At 60.5% G+C, this 15,694-nt stretch carries 16 protein-coding genes; 7 read left to right on the plus strand and 9 right to left on the minus strand.

What is annotated here, in order from left to right:
* Positions 1-398: 398 nt before the first annotated feature.
* Together norW and norV are read right to left on the minus strand one after the other, a co-directional pair.
* Positions 399-1,535, minus strand: a complete 1,137-nt coding sequence (gene norW, locus K5R89_RS20880) for an NADH:flavorubredoxin reductase NorW (protein WP_217259444.1) — start codon at positions 1,533-1,535, stop codon at positions 399-401.
* Positions 1,532-2,980, minus strand: coding sequence for an anaerobic nitric oxide reductase flavorubredoxin (gene norV, locus K5R89_RS20885; RefSeq protein WP_023290776.1), 1,449 nt, complete (start codon positions 2,978-2,980; stop codon positions 1,532-1,534). The genes norW and norV overlap by 4 nt, the downstream gene beginning before the upstream one ends.
* 187 nt (positions 2,981-3,167) lie before the next feature.
* On the opposite strand from norV, the gene norR reads away from it, so the two are divergent.
* Complete coding sequence (gene norR, locus K5R89_RS20890; protein WP_048335079.1) at positions 3,168-4,718, plus strand: nitric oxide reductase transcriptional regulator NorR; 1,551 nt, start codon at positions 3,168-3,170, stop codon at positions 4,716-4,718.
* Here the strand turns inward: norR and gutQ are convergent.
* The 7 genes from gutQ to K5R89_RS20925 form a co-directional block, all read right to left on the minus strand.
* Entirely contained in the window at positions 4,681-5,646 is a 966-nt protein-coding gene (gene gutQ, locus K5R89_RS20895) for an arabinose-5-phosphate isomerase GutQ (RefSeq protein ID WP_032453823.1), read from the minus strand. The genes norR and gutQ overlap by 38 nt on opposite strands.
* A complete protein-coding gene (locus K5R89_RS20900) occupies positions 5,639-6,412 on the minus strand; it encodes a DNA-binding transcriptional repressor (protein ID WP_004205671.1) in 774 nt (257 codons plus the stop codon). The genes gutQ and K5R89_RS20900 overlap by 8 nt, the downstream gene beginning before the upstream one ends.
* 66 nt (positions 6,413-6,478) lie before the next feature.
* On the minus strand, positions 6,479-6,838 hold the full coding sequence (gene gutM / locus K5R89_RS20905) for a transcriptional regulator GutM (RefSeq protein WP_023290773.1): 360 nt from the start codon (positions 6,836-6,838) through the stop codon (positions 6,479-6,481).
* Between the two features lie 157 nt (positions 6,839-6,995).
* Positions 6,996-7,775, minus strand: a complete 780-nt coding sequence (gene srlD, locus K5R89_RS20910; RefSeq protein WP_002914815.1) for a sorbitol-6-phosphate dehydrogenase — start codon at positions 7,773-7,775, stop codon at positions 6,996-6,998.
* Positions 7,776-7,787: 12 nt separating this feature from the next.
* The gene (gene srlB / locus K5R89_RS20915) at positions 7,788-8,150 is read right to left on the minus strand and encodes a PTS glucitol/sorbitol transporter subunit IIA (RefSeq protein WP_087826518.1); all 363 of its coding nucleotides are present in this window, start codon (positions 8,148-8,150) and stop codon (positions 7,788-7,790) included.
* Between the two features lie 13 nt (positions 8,151-8,163).
* The gene (locus K5R89_RS20920) at positions 8,164-9,144 is read right to left on the minus strand and encodes a PTS glucitol/sorbitol transporter subunit IIB (protein ID WP_044524467.1); all 981 of its coding nucleotides are present in this window, start codon (positions 9,142-9,144) and stop codon (positions 8,164-8,166) included.
* On the minus strand, positions 9,141-9,704 hold the full coding sequence (locus K5R89_RS20925; protein WP_004205677.1) for a PTS glucitol/sorbitol transporter subunit IIC: 564 nt from the start codon (positions 9,702-9,704) through the stop codon (positions 9,141-9,143). The genes K5R89_RS20920 and K5R89_RS20925 overlap by 4 nt, the downstream gene beginning before the upstream one ends.
* Positions 9,705-9,981: 277 nt before the next feature.
* On the opposite strand from K5R89_RS20925, the gene mltB reads away from it, so the two are divergent.
* From mltB to recA, 6 genes are all read left to right on the plus strand, one after another.
* Positions 9,982-11,061, plus strand: a complete 1,080-nt coding sequence (gene mltB / locus K5R89_RS20930) for a lytic murein transglycosylase B (RefSeq protein ID WP_023290770.1) — start codon at positions 9,982-9,984, stop codon at positions 11,059-11,061.
* Between the two features lie 324 nt (positions 11,062-11,385).
* On the plus strand, positions 11,386-12,096 hold the full coding sequence (locus tag K5R89_RS20935) for a metal ABC transporter ATP-binding protein (protein ID WP_072413489.1): 711 nt from the start codon (positions 11,386-11,388) through the stop codon (positions 12,094-12,096).
* Positions 12,093-12,956, plus strand: coding sequence for a metal ABC transporter permease (locus K5R89_RS20940; protein ID WP_023290767.1), 864 nt, complete (start codon positions 12,093-12,095; stop codon positions 12,954-12,956). Before K5R89_RS20935 ends, K5R89_RS20940 begins: the two co-directional genes overlap by 4 nt.
* A 7-nt stretch (positions 12,957-12,963) precedes the next feature.
* Positions 12,964-13,842 carry a metal ABC transporter substrate-binding protein gene (locus K5R89_RS20945; RefSeq protein ID WP_032453816.1) on the plus strand — a complete coding sequence of 293 codons (879 nt, stop codon included), beginning with the start codon at positions 12,964-12,966 and terminating at the stop codon, positions 13,840-13,842.
* Between the two features lie 138 nt (positions 13,843-13,980).
* Positions 13,981-14,478, plus strand: a complete 498-nt coding sequence (gene pncC, locus K5R89_RS20950) for a nicotinamide-nucleotide amidase (RefSeq protein ID WP_032453814.1) — start codon at positions 13,981-13,983, stop codon at positions 14,476-14,478.
* A 90-nt stretch (positions 14,479-14,568) separates the two neighbouring features.
* On the plus strand, positions 14,569-15,627 hold the full coding sequence (recA, locus tag K5R89_RS20955) for a recombinase RecA (RefSeq protein WP_004205686.1): 1,059 nt from the start codon (positions 14,569-14,571) through the stop codon (positions 15,625-15,627).
* Positions 15,628-15,694: the final 67 nt, after the last annotated feature.

A 15,694-nucleotide genomic window follows, 5' to 3' on the forward strand; every position in this document is an offset into this window, starting at 1 on the left:
GGGAACGTCTCAGCGATTTTGAGGCCGCCAGCACCGGCAGTTTCAGCAACAATGGTGAATAAATTAACGACAGGTCGCACGAACTCCAGGCCGGGTAAGGCGCAGCCGCCACCCGGCAAAATAACCATGCAACAGGGTTGCCTGGAAGGTAATCAATACTTTCCCAGCGGCGCGGCGCTTGCCGGGTCTGCGAGGTGTTGGCCTGGGAAAGGATCCTGTAGGCCGGGTAAGGCGCAGCCGCCACCCGGCACAAAATCGGCTCTGTGCCTGCTGTCATCGCCCGGTGGCGCTGCGCTTACCGGGCCTACGAGGTATGAGCCTGGGAGAGGACCCTGTAGGCCGGGTAAGGCGCAGCCGCCACCCGGCAAACTAACGGCAAAACAGGGCTGCCTGGAAGGTCATTCACTCACCAGCTGTTTGAGCAGCGCGAAGGCGTCTTTCATCTTGTCTTCGCTGACCACAAAGGCGCGCAGTTGATTCGCCGCATCAAGCCCTTTCGCCACCAGCCCCTCTTTGGCGGCTACGATGTTCCACGTCAGATCCTCGCGGCGGGTGTCGCCGGCCAGATGCAGCGGCAGATCCGGGGTCTTCACCTTCACCAGCATTGGCGGCAGCTTGAGTTCGCCTGCCTGCGCCAGCAGGTTTTTACTCAGGCACATGGCGCTGAGCAAAATCGGCTGCAGGAACGGCAGTACCGTACCGTTGATTTCCGCACAGTCGCCGAGGGCGTAAATCGCCGGGTCGCTGGTTTGCAGCTGGCTATTGACCACCACGCCGCGGTTAATCTGCAGTCCGGCATGGCGCGCCAGCGAGGTTTCCGGGCGCAGGCCGGCGGCGGCCACCACCGCATCGACGGTTATCGCGCGCTGGCGGTCGAGACTGACGCGGATGCCGTCGGCGGTGTGTTCAAGCCCTTCCAGCTGCGTTTTTAACATCAGATGGACGCCCATCCCGGTGAGGCGATGCTGCAGACGGCTGCTGACCTCCGGCGGCATCAGCGCCGCCAGCACGCTGGCGGCATTATCGACCACCGTTACCGCTTTACCGGCGCGACAGAAATCCATCGCCAGCTCGCAGCCAATCAGGCCGCCGCCGACGATCAGCACCCGCCTGGCGTCGCGGAGCTGGCTCTGCGCCGCGCCATATTCGCGCTGGCTGTTCAGCGTTAGTATCAGCTCGCGGCCCGGCACCGGGGGGATAAACGGCGTGGCGCCGGTGGCCAGCACCAGTTTGTCGTAGCGCCACTGCTTATCCAGGCTTTTCACCCGATGGTTTTCAGCGTCGATATCGCTCACCCAGGTATGGGGAAACAAGCGCAGGTGGTACTGTTCGGCGAACTCGCCGGCGCTTTGCAGAGTCAGATCGTCGGCGTGCTGTCCGCGGCTGATGACGTGGCTGAGATCGGGCTTGTTATACTCATCCATGCTGTCGGCGGCGATGAGGGTCAGCGGGATCTCGGCATCCTGCTTACGAATATTTTTCACCAGCTGGCGGGCCGCAAAGCCCGAGCCGATGATGACGATGCCATCACTCATTTTGCCTCCGTCGCCAGAACATCAAACACATCTTTACCCAGCGAACATTCAGGGCAGAGGAAGTTATCCGGCACGTCGCTCCACGGCGTACCCGGCTGCACATCCTGGTTAGGTTCGCCCTTTGCCGGGTCATACACCCACTGGCAGACGCTGCACTGCATCATGGGACCGAGATCGGCGGCCGCGGCGGCGGCACAGGCGCACTCCTGTTGTTCCGGCGTGACTGTCGCTTCAGCGACCGGCAGTGGAGCGAGCGCCCACTGGCGGGCGATGTCGCGCCCGTGTTGGCGGCACAGTTCGAGCGCGTCGATATCCGGGCGCCATTTGGCCTTCAGACTCAGGGACATTTCAAACCCGGCATCCTGCAGGCGGGTGGACAGACGGTCTACCGCGCCGCCGCTCCAGCCGTGGGAGCCAAAGGCGCTGGCGCGTTTGTTGCGAAAACGCAGCCCGGTCATCTCTTCCACCAGCCCGGCAATTTTCGGCATCATGACGTTGTTCATGGTGGAGGTGCCCACCAGAACGCCTTTTGAGCGGAAAACGTTGGTCAGAATGTCGTTTTTGTCGCTGCGGGCGACGTTGAAGATTTTCACCGCCACCCGTGGGTCGACCTCGGTGATCCCCTGGGCAATGGCGTCCGCCATCATGCGGGTGTTGTTGGACATGGTGTCGTAGAAAATCGTGATGCGATCTTCCTGATAATCCGCCGCCCATTCGAGGTATTTCTCGACGATTTGCGTCGGGTTATCGCGCCAGACCACGCCGTGGGAGGTGGCAATCATCGCTACCGGCAGGTTGAAGCCGAGAATTTCGTTAATTTTCGGCGTCACCAGGCGGCTGAAGGGCGTCAGGATGTTGGCGTAGTAGCGCTGGCACTGTTCGTACAGTTCAGTCTGGTCCACTTCATCGTTGAACAGATGTTCGTCGCAGTAGTGCTGGCCGAAGGCGTCATTGCTGAACAGCACCGCGTCGCCGGTCAGGTAAGTCATCATGCTGTCCGGCCAGTGCAGCATTGGCGTTTCCACGAAGATCAACTGCTTACCGTTGCCGATATCGAGGGTGTCGCCCGTTTTCACCACGTGGAAGTTCCACTCCGGATGGTGGTGATGGCCGTTGATGGAGTCGATGGCGTTGGCGGTGCAGTAGATCGGCGTATCCGGGATCTGCATCATCAGCTCAGTCAACGCGCCGGCGTGGTCCTCTTCGGCGTGGTTAATAACGATGTAGTCGAGGTCGGCGAGGTCGATTTCGCGGCGCAGATTCTGCACGAACTCGCGGCTGAATTTATGATCGACGGTATCGATCAACACGTTTTTCTCTTCGCGGATGAGATAGCTGTTATAGCTGCTGCCGCGCAGCGTTTTATATTCGGTGCCGTGGAAATCACGCACTTCCCAGTCACGTTGGCCAACCCAAAGAATGTTATTTTTCACCACAATAGACATAGCAACCTCAATTAATACAGTGTGTTCAAAGTCAGTTGATTGATGTATTACAAGTTGCGTGCCAGTTTTTTAACTTATTGAATAAAATCATTTTTTAAATTTTCATGATTTTAGTTGCTGTCAAAATGACAATGATTAAAATAGTCGATATGACTATATTGGCTGTCAAAATGACAATGGAGCGATGATGAGTTTTTCCGTCGAGGCGCTGGCGAGAATCGCCATTGATTTACAAAGCGATATCGGCCACGTCGACCGCTTTTCGCGCCTGATCGCCACCCTGCGGCAGATCCTTGGCTGCGACGCCTCAGCGCTGCTGCGCTATGAGGCCCATCAGTTTGTGCCGCTGGCGATCGATGGTCTGGCGCAGGATGTGCTTGGCCGGCGCTTTGCACTGGATGGGCATCCGCGGCTGGAGGCGATCGCCCGCGCCGGCGATGTGGTGCGCTTCCCGGCGGACAGCGACCTGCCGGACCCCTATGACGGCCTGATCCCCGGCCAGGAGAGCCTCAAGGTTCACGCCTGCGTGGGGTTGCCGCTGTTTGCCGGGCAAACGCTGATCGGCGCGCTAACTCTTGACGGCATGGATGCCGACCGCTTCGACAGCTTCAGCGATGAAGAGCTGCGACTGATTGCCGCGCTGGTGGCCGGGGCGCTGAATAACGCGCTGCTTATCGCCCGCCTTGAAGCGCAAAACGTCCTGCCCGCGCAGGTGGTGAATTACCCGCAGCCGGAGCGTCAGGAGATCATCGGCCTGTCGGCGCCGATGCTGCAGCTGAAAAAAGAGATCGAGATTGTCGCCGCCTCGGATTTGAACGTGCTGATCAGCGGCGAAACGGGGACCGGTAAGGAGCTGGTGGCGAAGGCGGTGCATCAGGGATCGCCGCGTGCGGCTAACCCGCTGGTGTACCTCAACTGCGCGGCGCTGCCGGAGAGCGTGGCGGAGAGCGAGCTGTTCGGTCACGTGAAAGGGGCGTTTACCGGGGCTATCAGCAATCGCAGCGGCAAATTTGAGATGGCCGATAACGGCACGCTGTTCCTCGACGAAATCGGCGAGCTGTCGCTGGCGCTGCAGGCGAAGCTGCTGCGCGTCCTGCAGTATGGCGATATTCAGCGTGTCGGCGATGACCGCAGCCTGCGGGTCGATGTGCGGGTGCTGGCGGCCACCAACCGCGACCTGCGCCAGGAGGTGGTGGAAGGGCGCTTTCGCGCCGACCTCTATCACCGGCTGAGCGTCTTCCCGCTGTCGGTTCCGGCGCTGCGCGAGCGGGAAAATGACGTGGTGCTGCTGGCTGGCTATTTTTGCGAGCAGTGCCGCCTGCGGATGGGGCTGGCGCGGGTAATTTTAAGTGAGGCAACGCGAAACAGGCTGCAGCAGTGGTCGTGGCCGGGCAACGTGCGCGAACTGGAGCATGCCATTCACCGCGCGGTGGTGCTGGCGCGGGCTACTCAGGCTGGCGATGACATAGTACTGGAGCCGCAGCATTTCGAGTTTACGGCGACTGCGCCGACGTTGCCGACCGAGGCGGCGGCAGCGGCGCCGGCAATGGGCAACGTGAATCTGCGCGAAGCCACGGATAATTTCCAGCGCGAGGCGATTGCCCGCGCGCTGGCGGCACATCAGGGCAACTGGGCGGCGACCGCCCGCGCGCTGGAACTCGACGTCGCCAACCTGCACCGGCTGGCGAAACGTCTGGGGCTTAAAGGATCCCGGCCTGGTAAAAGTTCTGCAGGTTGATGGCGCCGACCAGTTGGCCGTTTTCATCGACTACCGGCGCGGCGCTGATTTTGTGCTTCATCAGCCGCTCTTTGGCTTCCACCGCGCGGCTCTCCGCCTGTAGCGTCACGCCGTTGCGGGTCATCGCCTGCGCGACGCCGTCGTTTAAGGTGCCGCCGCCCACCAGCCAGCGGCGCAGGTCGCCGTCGGTGAAGACCCCCTGCACGCGGTTGGCCTCATCGCAGACCGCTACCAGGCCGAGCCCGGTGCGGCTTAGCTCGAGCATTGCGTTCATGACGTTGGCGTCCGTGCCGACGCGCGGCACTTCGTCGTCGCGGCGCATCAGGTGATGCACTTTGTTCAGCAGACGCGCGCCGAGCGCCCCTGCCGGGTGGGAGCGGGCAAAATCCTCTTCATTGAAGCCGCGGGCCTGCATGACCGCCATCGCCAGCGCATCGCCAAGCATCAGGGTGTTGACGGTGCTGGAGGTCGGCGCCAGGTGCATCGGACAGGCCTCTCGCTCGACGGCGATATCCAGCACCGCTTTCGCCGCCAGCGCCAGCGGCGAGGTGGATTTGCCGGTCATCGCCAGCAGCGGGATACCTTTTTCCTCCAGCCGCGGCACGATCAGATCCAGCTCTTTCGCGCTGCCGGAGTAGGAGATAAACAGCATCACGTCGCGGCCGTCGAGCATGCCAAGATCGCCGTGCAGCGCTTCCGCCGGATGGACAAAAAAGGCCGGGGTGCCGGTGCTGGCGAAAGTCGCTGCCAGCTTTTTGCCGATATGACCGGATTTACCGATACCGGAGACAATCAGTTTGCCCTCGCAGTGGATGATGGTTTCCGCCGCGCGGATGAAGTCGTCGCCCAGGCGTTCCGGCAGGCGGCTCGCCTCCTGTAGCTCCAGCATCAGGGTCTGGCGTCCGGCCTCTAACAAAAAGTTACTCATGATGTTCTCCAGTAATGATGACTTCTATGCCTTTGGCTTCCAGCGCCCGCTGGAATGCAGGGTCAATATCGGCATCGGTAATCAATTTATCCACGCGCTCCAGGCCGCAGACGATATTGGGGCTTTTACGGCCAAACTTTGACGAGTCGGCCATCAGGATCACTTCGCGGGCGGCGTTGCACATCGCCTTGCTGACGGTATACACCTCATTGAAGGTGGTGACGCCGGCGTTCAGATCGATGCCGTCGGTGCCCATAAACAGCTTGTCGAAACTGAACTGTTCGAAGGCGTTTTCCGCCAGCTGGCCGTGAAAGGAGGCCGATTTTTTGCGGAAGGTGCCGCCGGGCATCAGGATAGTCTGTTCATTATCCAGTTCGGCAAGGGCGTTGACGATATGCAGGCTGTTGGTCATCACCGTGATGTTATTGAAGCGGCTGAGCAGTGGGACCATCTGCAGCACCGTGCTGCCGGCATCAAGGATGAGGGAGTCGCCATCATGAATAAAGCGCACCGCCGCTTCGGCGATGCGCGCTTTCTTATGGGTGTTGATCAGCGTTTTATGATCGATCGGCGGATCGGCTTCATCTTTGTTGAGTACCACGCCACCGTAGGTGCGAATGACGGTGCCGGCGTTTTCCAGCGTGACCAGATCCTTGCGGATGGTGGTGCCGGTAGTATCGAAGTGTTGCGCCAGCTCTTCGACCGAGCATTTTCCCTGCGACTGCAGGAACTCGAGAATGGCTGCCTGGCGCTGACGTGGTTTCATAGGCGTCTATCCTGCGTTTAAGTTTCGAAGTGATAATTTCGCAAGATATTTACTTTTACAACGAAATTATCCATGTTTCGGATTAAGCGCTAATGATAGTGCATTCTGACAGCGCGGATCATGGGGAAAGATCACATCAGGCTGCAATTCCCCGATATGTTTGCCGTCCAGCGCGGGGATTTTTTGCGGTCGGGCGAAAATGGTGAAGCCTTTCATCAGCAGCGTGTCGCAAATGCGGTTGTCATCATCAACGGCGATAGCGACGATGGCGCGCGGTTGAAAGCGCCCGGCGGAGCGGCCGACCCCCACCCGACCCTGCTGGCACAGGCTGTCGAAGGCGCGATTGAAGCGGCGGATCTGCCAGCCGCCGAAGGCCAGTTGGGTAAGCCAGGCGATGGCGGCGACGGTGATGAGTGCGGTAACCATAGGTGTCTCCTTAAGGGGGCCGGGAACAATCCGGGTCGCGGCGCGAGCGCCTAACCCGAGCGACCCGCGGTGCCGTATTTTTGTCGGGTGGCGGCTAACGCCTTATCCGACCTACCGTTTTGTAGCCCGGATAAGCGCGGCGCCATCCGGGATCCCTTTAAAACATCACCTGGCCGCCGGTAACGTTGATCGACTGACCGGTGCAGTACGACGCCTGCGGGCTGGCGTAAAACATCAGGACGTTCAGCACATCCTGATATTCGCAACCGCGCTTCAGGGGCACCTTGTCGATGTAGTACTGCTCGACCTCGCTCTCATCGATACCGAGCTTGGTGGCGTACTGCGGCAGCAGCGACTGGAACATCGGCGACTTCAGCAGATTACCGAGCATCAGTGAGTGTACGGTAATGCCGTACTCCGCCAGATCCAGCGCCAGCGACTGGGTCAGGCCGACGCCGCCGAACTTCGCCGCGCTGTAGCCGGAGTTGTGCTTGCTGCCCACTTTGCCGGATTTCGAGTTGATCTGAATGATGCGTCCCTTAATGCCGTCGCGGATCATCAGCCGGGAAAACTCGCGGGCGCAGAGGAAGTAGCCCACCAGATTGACCTGCAGCGAGCGGTCGAAATCCCCCAGCGCAAAGTCGCTAATAAACGCCGCTTTAGCGATGCCGGCGCTGTACACCAGCAGGTCGACACGCGAGAAAATCTCATCCACTCCGTGGGCCAGCGCGGTGACGCTGGCCTCGCTGGTGGCGTCGGCGCCGAAGCCATACGCCATGCCTTCGCCATATTCAGCGTTAATCTCCTGGGCGACGCGGCTGGCTTTTTCGCTCTGAATATCGACCACCGCCACGCGGTAGCCCTCGGCGGCCAGCCCGCGGCACAGAAACTCTCCTAAGGTTTGTCCACCGCCAATGACAACAGCAACCTGATTCATCTTTCTCTCCTGTTAAGCAACAAATTTCAGTACGCAGCCGGTGGCGATGCCTTCCGGCACCGGGCCCGCGACGTGCACGGTTCCGGGGAATTCCGCTTCGCGGTGACCATCAAAGCGCAGGGTGATGTGGCCCAGCTCGCGCAGGTTTTGTTCGGCTACCTCGCCGACGGCGGTCACCGGGTAGCGCAGCTCGCCAAGCTGCAGCTCTGCGCCCGGCTGCAGCGCGCCGGCAAGCTCGCCGTGGTTGTGAATAAAGCAGTACTCTTCGATATCGGCAGGGGCGCCCTCGCGGAAGGTGATCAGCATCTGCTCTTCCAGCGCCATCGTCGCGCAGGCGCCGATGTGCGTAATGGTGGTCTGGTAAATCACGGTCATCTTCTGGCCCCTCTTACTGGTAAATAAATCCGGAAACGAACCACGCGATCAGCACCGTTGGCGCGCCGGTCAAAAAGCGGCTGACCAGCACCGACGGCACGCCGACGCGCACGGTATCCTGGCGGGCTTCAGCCAGCGACAGGCCTACCGGGATAAAATCGCAGGCGGCCTGGGCGTTAATGGCGAACAGCGCCGGCAGGGCGAGGTGCGGGGGAATATTGCCGAGGCCGATCTGAACGCCGATCAACACGCCAATCACCTGGGCGATAACCGCGCCGGGGCCGAGAAACGGCGACAGCAGCGGGAAGGAGCAGATCAGCGCCAGGGTCACCAGACCCAGCGGATGGCTGGCCAGCGGCGCCAGGCCATGGGCGATCCAGTCGCCGATGCCGGAGGCCATGATGATGCCGATCAGCGCCGAGACGAAGGCCATAAACGGCAGAATGGTCTTCAGCACCGTATCGATGGTGTCGCGCCCGGCCTGGAACAGCACCGCCACCACCGAGCCCATCCCCATCCCGACCTTCGCCAGCAGGCCATCGCTCTGTTCAGTGATCTTTTTGCTGGTGTCGTAATCGCGACCCGCGCGGTTGTTCTCCGCCGGCGGCTCGGGAGCTACCGCGCTGTCGGTCGCGATGCGCTGAATGTTCTCCTCTTTGACGCCGGAGACGTAGATATCTTCTGTGATGTACTGGGCCAGCGGCCCCGATTTGCCGGTGGCATGGATATTCACCGTCGGGATACGACGCTTGGGGTAGAGCCCGCAGCGCAGGGTGCCTCCGCAGTCGATAATCGCCACGCCGATGTCGCTTTCCGCCGGTTCGCCCTCTTTAAAACCATCCACCGCCTGCCAGCCGGTCAGGCTGGCGATGCGGTCAACGATCGCCGGGCGGGTGCCGGCGGTGATATAGACGATCTTTTTGCCCTCGACGACGTCGAGCTCAAGGGGGCCGCCCCAGCCGCCGGTGCCTTTCTCAATACGAATCCGGGTCATGATGTCGCTCCTGACAGATGCACTTTCTGAGCCAGCTGAATCGCCATTTTTCGTTCGAAAATCGAGGTGGTCAGGTCGGTGACCCAGCCGCGGAAGAAGTTGGTCACCAGCCCGACCAGCAGATAGCTCACCGCCAGCGGCCCAAGCGGCAGGCCGAGGGTGGTGAGGCCGTTGGCGATGCCGAGATAGACGAACAGCTCGCCGGGGTTGATATGCGGAAACAGGCCGTTCATCGAGTGGCAGCTGTAGGACGCCGCCGCGTAATAGCTGGGCTTGTACTTCTCTGGCATAAAGCGGCCCAGGCTCAGGGTCATCGGGTTACAAAACACAAAGGTGCCGATGCAGGGCAACAGCAGGTAGCGGGAGATCGGGTTCCCGGCGCAGCGCTGCGCCAGTTTTTCGATCCGCTGCTGGCCGATAAAGTTGATCAGCGCGTTCATGATCACCAGCAGACTGATCAGCAAGGGGAGGATCCCGGTCACCATTCCGGTAAATACCTCGCCGCCTTTCTGAAACAGGCCGATAAACCACTCTGCGCCGTGGGTCACGACGTCAATCATTGTTCTCTCCTTCAGCATGTTATTTTTCTTGCTAACTGCAGGCTGATTTTAATCACTTTGAAAGGTTTTAAAGTGTTAAATAGATCGCAAAATGAAAGATAAATATTTTATTTCGAAAGATTGGCACTGAGAGGATGAAATCGCGAGGCGCATGACAGCATCCAGGAAGGGGGGCGGTGAAGGACTATTTTGTCTACAAACAGATTGTCGCTTTCTTGTTGGTCGTCGCATGCTTTACCATAATTATCCCTTGCTGAATTTGTTAAACGGAATTCCCATGTTGAAGCGTCGCTCTCTGGCTGTACTTCCCCTTTGTGTGCTCCTCGCTGCCTGCAGCAGCAAACCCAAGACTCCCGCGGAAACGGAGATGGCGAGTGGAACCGGCGGCTTTTTGCTGGAACCGCAGCATAACGTGATGCAGATGGGCGGCGACTTCGCCAACAACCCGGCAGCGGCGCAGTTCATCGATAAGATGGTGGCGAAGCACGGCTTCGACAGGCAGCAGCTGCAGGAGATCCTGTCGCAGGCGAAGCGTCTGGACTACGTTCTGCGGCTGATGGATCGTCAGGCGCCGACCGGCCTGCCGCCGACCGGGCCGACCGGCGCCTGGCTGCGCTACAAGAAACAGTTTATTACCCCGGATAACGTGCAGAACGGCGTGGTGTTCTGGAATCAGTATCAGGACGCGCTCAACCGCGCTTATCAGGTCTACGGCGTACCGCCGGAAATCATTGTCGGCATTATCGGCGTGGAGACCCGTTGGGGCCGGGTGATGGGCAAAACCCGCATCCTCGACGCGCTGGCGACCCTGTCGTTTAACTATCCGCGCCGTGCAGAATACTTCTCCTCCGAGCTGGAAACCTTCCTGCTGATGGCGCGCAGCGAAAGCGACGACCCGCTGGATCTGAAAGGCTCTTTCGCCGGGGCGATGGGTTACGGCCAGTTTATGCCGTCCTCCTATAAGCAATACGCGGTGGACTTTAACGGCGACGGCCATATCAACCTGTGGGACCCGGTGGATGCGATCGGCAGCGTGGCCAACTACTTCAAACAGCACGGCTGGGTGAGCGGCGATCTGGTGGCGGTGCAGGCGCTGGGCCAGGCGCCGGGGCTGGAGAATGGTTTCAAAACCAAATACAGCGTTTCGCAGCTGTCGGCGGCGGGATTAACCCCGACCCAGCCGCTGGGCAACCATCAGCAGGCCAGCCTGCTGCGCCTCGACGTCGGCACCGGCTATGAGTACTGGTACGGGTTGCCTAACTTCTACACCATCACCCGCTACAACCACAGCACCCACTACGCCATGGCCGTCTGGCAGCTTGGCCTGGCGGTTTCTCAGGCCCGCGGCGGTTATTAATACTGTCATCCGGCTGACCGATCCCAGCCTCCCCGGATAGCGGCGCGTAGCGCCTTATCCGGGCTATGGTCTGTTATCCGGTTGGCAGCCCCGGTAAGCGCAGCGCGACCGGGGGACTTCTCGTTTATCCTCCTGCTTTTTCCCGTTTGCCTGCCGCTTGTCGACCTTTGTTACATTTCCGCTCCCCGACGCTGATTTACAATCTTATTTCGCCCCTGTATTGTTATGTTATAACATTAAATAGGGGTGGGATATGTTCACATCGGTTTTTATGGCATCCGGCGCGGCGCGCCTGGCCATCGCGGGAACGCTGCTGGCGGCGCTATGGCTGGCGACCTGGTGGGCGGTGATGCTGCCATGATTGAACTGGAACAATTGGTAACCGGCTATGGCGGGGTGGCGATCACCCCGCCGCTGAGCGGGATGATATGCCCCGGCAGCCTGACGGCAATCGTTGGCCTCAATGGCTGCGGAAAATCGACCCTGCTGAAAACCCTCGCCGGGTTTCTTCCGCCGGTCAGTGGCTGTCTGCGCTGGCAGGGAAAGCGGCCGGTGATTGGCTGGCTGGCGCAGCGCCATGCCCTCGAGTCGCAGTTTCCTCTCAACGTGCAGGATGTGGTGAGCCAGGGCGCATGGCCCGGCGTGTCGCTGCTGCGCGGTCTGGGCGGCGATACCCGGCGACGCATCGGCGCGGCGCTGGAGCGGGTCGGGCTGGCGAGCCTGGCGAAAACCCCGATCGAAGCGCTCTCCGGCGGCCAGTTTCAGCGCATGCTGTTTGCCCGGGTGCTGGTGCAGCAGGCGCCGCTGGTGATGCTCGACGAGCCCTTCACCGGCATTGATGAAGCGACCAGTCGCGAGCTGATGGATTTGATCCTCGACATGCACCGGCAGGGGCAGACCATCCTGGCGGTGCTGCATGATAACCAGCGGGTAGCCGACTTTTTCCCGGAGACGCTGCTGCTGACCCCCCGGCGCGCCTGCTGGGGCGCCACCCGGGCGGTTCTCCCGGCCTTCAGCCAGGCGAGGTCGGCATGATCTGGCACACCTTCTTTCAGCCTTTTATTGAATTCGGCTTTATGCGCCGGGCGCTGGTGGTCTGTCTGGCGCTGTCGCTAAGCACCACCATGCTGGGCGTCTTCCTGCTGCTGCGGCGCATGAGCCTGATGGGCGACGCGCTGTCGCACGCCATTCTCCCCGGCGTGGCGGTGGGCTATCTGCTGAGCGGCATGTCGCTGCTGGCCATGACCCTGGGCGGCTTTGTCGCCGGCATCGCGGTCGCGCTGGTGGCGGGATGGGTGAGCCGGCGGACGCCGTTAAAAGAGGACGCCAGCTTTGCCGGATTTTATCTGGGATCGCTGGCGCTGGGCGTCACTCTGGTGTCGCTGCGCGGCTCCAGCGTCGACCTGCTGCATCTGCTGTTTGGCTCCATTCTGGCGGTGGACCGTGACGCGGCGCTGTTTGTCAGCGGCGTCGCCAGCCTGACGCTGCTGTGCATCGCGCTGTGCTACCGCGGTCTGGTCAGCGAGGCGTTCGACAGCGCCTGGCTGCAGGTGAACCACCGCCGGCTGCCCGCGCTGCTGCATGGGCTTTTTCTGGCGCTGCTGGTGCTTAACCTGGTGGCGGGGTTTCAGGTGCTCGGCACGCTGATGGCGGTAGGGGTGATGATGCTGCCGGCGGTCGCCGCGCGCTGCTGGGCGCGAACGCTGCCGGGCATCCTGCTGCTGGCGGCGCTCTCCGGCGCGCTCTGCGCTTGGCTGGGTTTGAGTCTCTCCTGGGCGGCCAGTCTTCCCGCCGGGCCCGCCATCGTGCTGACCGCCAGCGCGCTGTTTTTTATTTCGCTGTTTTTTGGCACGCGCAGCCGACTGCTGGTCGGCTGGCGCAAATTGATGGGGTAAGGAAATGATGAAACGTAGTGCAATAGTGGTCGCGCTGGCCTTCGGCCTGATGGCGCAGGGGGCGATGGCGAAAACGCTGAATGTGGTAAGCAGTTTTTCGGTGCTGGGTGATATGGTGCAGCAGGTCGGCGGGGAGCATGTTCATGTGGACACCCTGGTCGGCCCGGATGGCGATCCGCACACCTTCGAGCCGTCGCCGAAGGACAGCGCGCTGCTCAGCAAGGCCGACGTGGTGGTGGTTAACGGTCTGGGACTGGAAGGGTGGCTGGATCGCCTGATTAAGGCCTCTGGTTTTAAGGGCGAGCTGGTGGTGGCGTCGAAGGGCGTCAAGACCCATACCCTCGATGAAGATGGCAAAACGGTGACCGATCCCCACGCCTGGAACAGCGCGGCGAACGGCGCGTTGTATGCGCAGAATATCCTCGATGGACTGGTGAAAGCCGACCCGGAAGATCAAGCGGCGCTGACGAACAGCGGCAAGCGTTATATCGAGCAACTGACGGCCCTCGACGGCTGGGCGAAAGGGCAGTTCAGCGCCATTCCGCAGGCAAAGCGCAAAGTTCTCACCAGCCATGACGCCTTCGGCTATTTTGGCCGCGCTTATCACGTGACCTTCCTCGCGCCGCAGGGGCTCTCTTCAGAGAGCGAGGCCAGCGCGGCGCAGGTGGCGGCGCTGATTAAGCAAATCAACGCGGACGGCGTCCATACCTGGTTTATGGAGAACCAGCTTGACCCGCGACTGGTGAAGCAGATCGCCAGCGCCACCGGCGCGCAGCCCGGCGGAGAACTCTATCCTGAGGCGCTCTCCGCCCCGGGTGGCGTCGCGGATAGCTATGTCAAAATGATGCGTCATAACGTGGCGCTGATCGCCGCCAGCATGAAGTAATCGTGCAATTTCTCATCCCGGCGCCGCCGGGATGATTCATTTTGGATGTCCCCTCGTAAATTCCACACCTCGTCCCCATATCTCTTTGGAAAGTGCTATCTTTGATGGCCTCTTTATCCGGAGCAAAGCGGGGCGATAATGACCGATTCAGAATTAATGCAGCTAAGCGAGAAGGTCGGCCGGGCGCTGAAGGCGCAGGGCGCGACGGTGACCACGGCGGAATCCTGCACCGGCGGCTGGATAGCGAAAGCCATCACCGATATTGCCGGCAGCTCAGCGTGGTTTGAACGCGGTTTTGTGACCTACAGCAATGAGGCCAAATCGCAAATGATCGGCGTCAGCGAAGCGACGCTGCGGGACAACGGCGCGGTGAGCGAACCGGTGGTGGTGGAGATGGCGATCGGCGCGTTGCGCGCCGCGCGCGCGGACTATGCCATCTCGGTAAGCGGCGTCGCCGGGCCGGATGGCGGCAGCGACGAAAAGCCGGTCGGGACGGTGTGGTTTGGCGTCGCCAGCGTCAGCGGGCAAGGGGTGACGCGGCGGGAATGCTTTGCCGGAGACCGCGAAGCGGTGCGTCGTCAGGCGACGGCCTACGCGCTCAATCTGCTCTGGCAACAATTTCTACAAAAGACTTGATACTGTATGACTATACAGTATAATTGCCTCAACTGAACAAATATTAACGGCGAAGCGAACAGGCTTCACCCTGCATGATTAGGAGTAACAATGGCGATCGACGAAAACAAACAGAAAGCGTTGGCGGCTGCACTGGGCCAGATCGAAAAGCAATTCGGTAAAGGCTCCATCATGCGCCTGGGTGAAGACCGTTCTATGGACGTAGAAACCATCTCCACCGGCTCGCTTTCTCTGGATATCGCGCTGGGCGCCGGCGGTCTGCCAATGGGCCGTATCGTCGAGATCTACGGGCCGGAATCCTCCGGTAAAACCACCCTGACGCTGCAGGTTATCGCCGCAGCGCAGCGCGAAGGTAAAACCTGTGCGTTCATCGATGCGGAACACGCGCTGGATCCGGTTTATGCGCGCAAACTGGGCGTGGATATCGACAACCTGCTGTGTTCTCAGCCGGATACCGGCGAGCAGGCGCTGGAAATCTGTGACGCGCTGGCGCGCTCTGGCGCGGTTGACGTTATCGTCGTCGACTCCGTCGCGGCGCTGACGCCGAAAGCGGAAATCGAAGGCGAAATCGGCGACTCTCACATGGGCCTCGCGGCGCGTATGATGAGCCAGGCGATGCGTAAACTGGCGGGTAACCTGAAGCAGTCCAACACGCTGCTGATCTTTATCAACCAGATCCGTATGAAAATCGGCGTGATGTTCGGTAACCCGGAAACCACCACCGGCGGTAACGCGCTGAAGTTCTACGCCTCCGTGCGTCTGGATATCCGTCGCATCGGCGCGGTGAAAGAGGGCGATAACGTCGTCGGCAGCGAAACCCGCGTCAAAGTAGTGAAGAACAAGATTGCGGCGCCGTTCAAACAGGCTGAATTCCAGATCCTCTACGGCGAAGGCATCAACTTCTTCGGCGAGCTGGTTGACCTCGGCGTGAAAGAGAAGCTGATTGAGAAAGCGGGCGCCTGGTACAGCTACAACGGCGACAAAATTGGTCAGGGTAAAGCGAACGCTATCACCTGGCTGAAAGAGAACCCGGCGGCGGCGAAAGAGATTGAGAAGAAAGTGCGCGAACTGCTGCTCAACAACCAGGACTCTACGCCGGACTTCGCCGTTGACGGCAACGACGCAGAAGAAACGGAACAAGATTTCTGATATCGTCTAACAGAGTGATAAAGGGCTGCTTATGCGGCCCTTTTGCTTTTCTTAGATTATTGAGGTG

It is taken from the genome of Klebsiella sp. TF21-TM (assembly GCF_019753495.1).
Classification (GTDB): domain Bacteria; phylum Pseudomonadota; class Gammaproteobacteria; order Enterobacterales; family Enterobacteriaceae; genus Klebsiella; species Klebsiella quasipneumoniae.

Excerpts from the sequence above, each read along its gene's own strand:
- norR (WP_048335079.1), top strand. The coding sequence starts at position 3,168 with ATGAGTTTTTCCGTCGAGGCGCTGGCGAGAATCGCCATTGATTTACAA.
- K5R89_RS20925 (WP_004205677.1), bottom strand. The coding sequence starts at position 9,704 with ATGATTGACGTCGTGACCCACGGCGCAGAGTGGTTTATCGGCCTGTTT.
- K5R89_RS20940 (WP_023290767.1), top strand. The coding sequence starts at position 12,093 with ATGATCTGGCACACCTTCTTTCAGCCTTTTATTGAATTCGGCTTTATG.
- K5R89_RS20935 (WP_072413489.1), top strand. The coding sequence starts at position 11,386 with ATGGCTGGCGACCTGGTGGGCGGTGATGCTGCCATGATTGAACTGGAA.
- K5R89_RS20945 (WP_032453816.1), top strand. The coding sequence starts at position 12,964 with ATGAAACGTAGTGCAATAGTGGTCGCGCTGGCCTTCGGCCTGATGGCG.
- recA (WP_004205686.1), top strand. The coding sequence starts at position 14,569 with ATGGCGATCGACGAAAACAAACAGAAAGCGTTGGCGGCTGCACTGGGC.
- K5R89_RS20900 (WP_004205671.1), bottom strand. The coding sequence starts at position 6,412 with ATGAAACCACGTCAGCGCCAGGCAGCCATTCTCGAGTTCCTGCAGTCG.
- gutQ (WP_032453823.1), bottom strand. The coding sequence starts at position 5,646 with ATGAGTAACTTTTTGTTAGAGGCCGGACGCCAGACCCTGATGCTGGAG.
- pncC (WP_032453814.1), top strand. The coding sequence starts at position 13,981 with ATGACCGATTCAGAATTAATGCAGCTAAGCGAGAAGGTCGGCCGGGCG.
- K5R89_RS20920 (WP_044524467.1), bottom strand. The coding sequence starts at position 9,144 with ATGACCCGGATTCGTATTGAGAAAGGCACCGGCGGCTGGGGCGGCCCC.
- norV (WP_023290776.1), bottom strand. The coding sequence starts at position 2,980 with ATGTCTATTGTGGTGAAAAATAACATTCTTTGGGTTGGCCAACGTGAC.
- norW (WP_217259444.1), bottom strand. The coding sequence starts at position 1,535 with ATGAGTGATGGCATCGTCATCATCGGCTCGGGCTTTGCGGCCCGCCAG.
- srlB (WP_087826518.1), bottom strand. The coding sequence starts at position 8,150 with ATGACCGTGATTTACCAGACCACCATTACGCACATCGGCGCCTGCGCG.
- srlD (WP_002914815.1), bottom strand. The coding sequence starts at position 7,775 with ATGAATCAGGTTGCTGTTGTCATTGGCGGTGGACAAACCTTAGGAGAG.
- gutM (WP_023290773.1), bottom strand. The coding sequence starts at position 6,838 with ATGGTTACCGCACTCATCACCGTCGCCGCCATCGCCTGGCTTACCCAA.
- mltB (WP_023290770.1), top strand. The coding sequence starts at position 9,982 with ATGTTGAAGCGTCGCTCTCTGGCTGTACTTCCCCTTTGTGTGCTCCTC.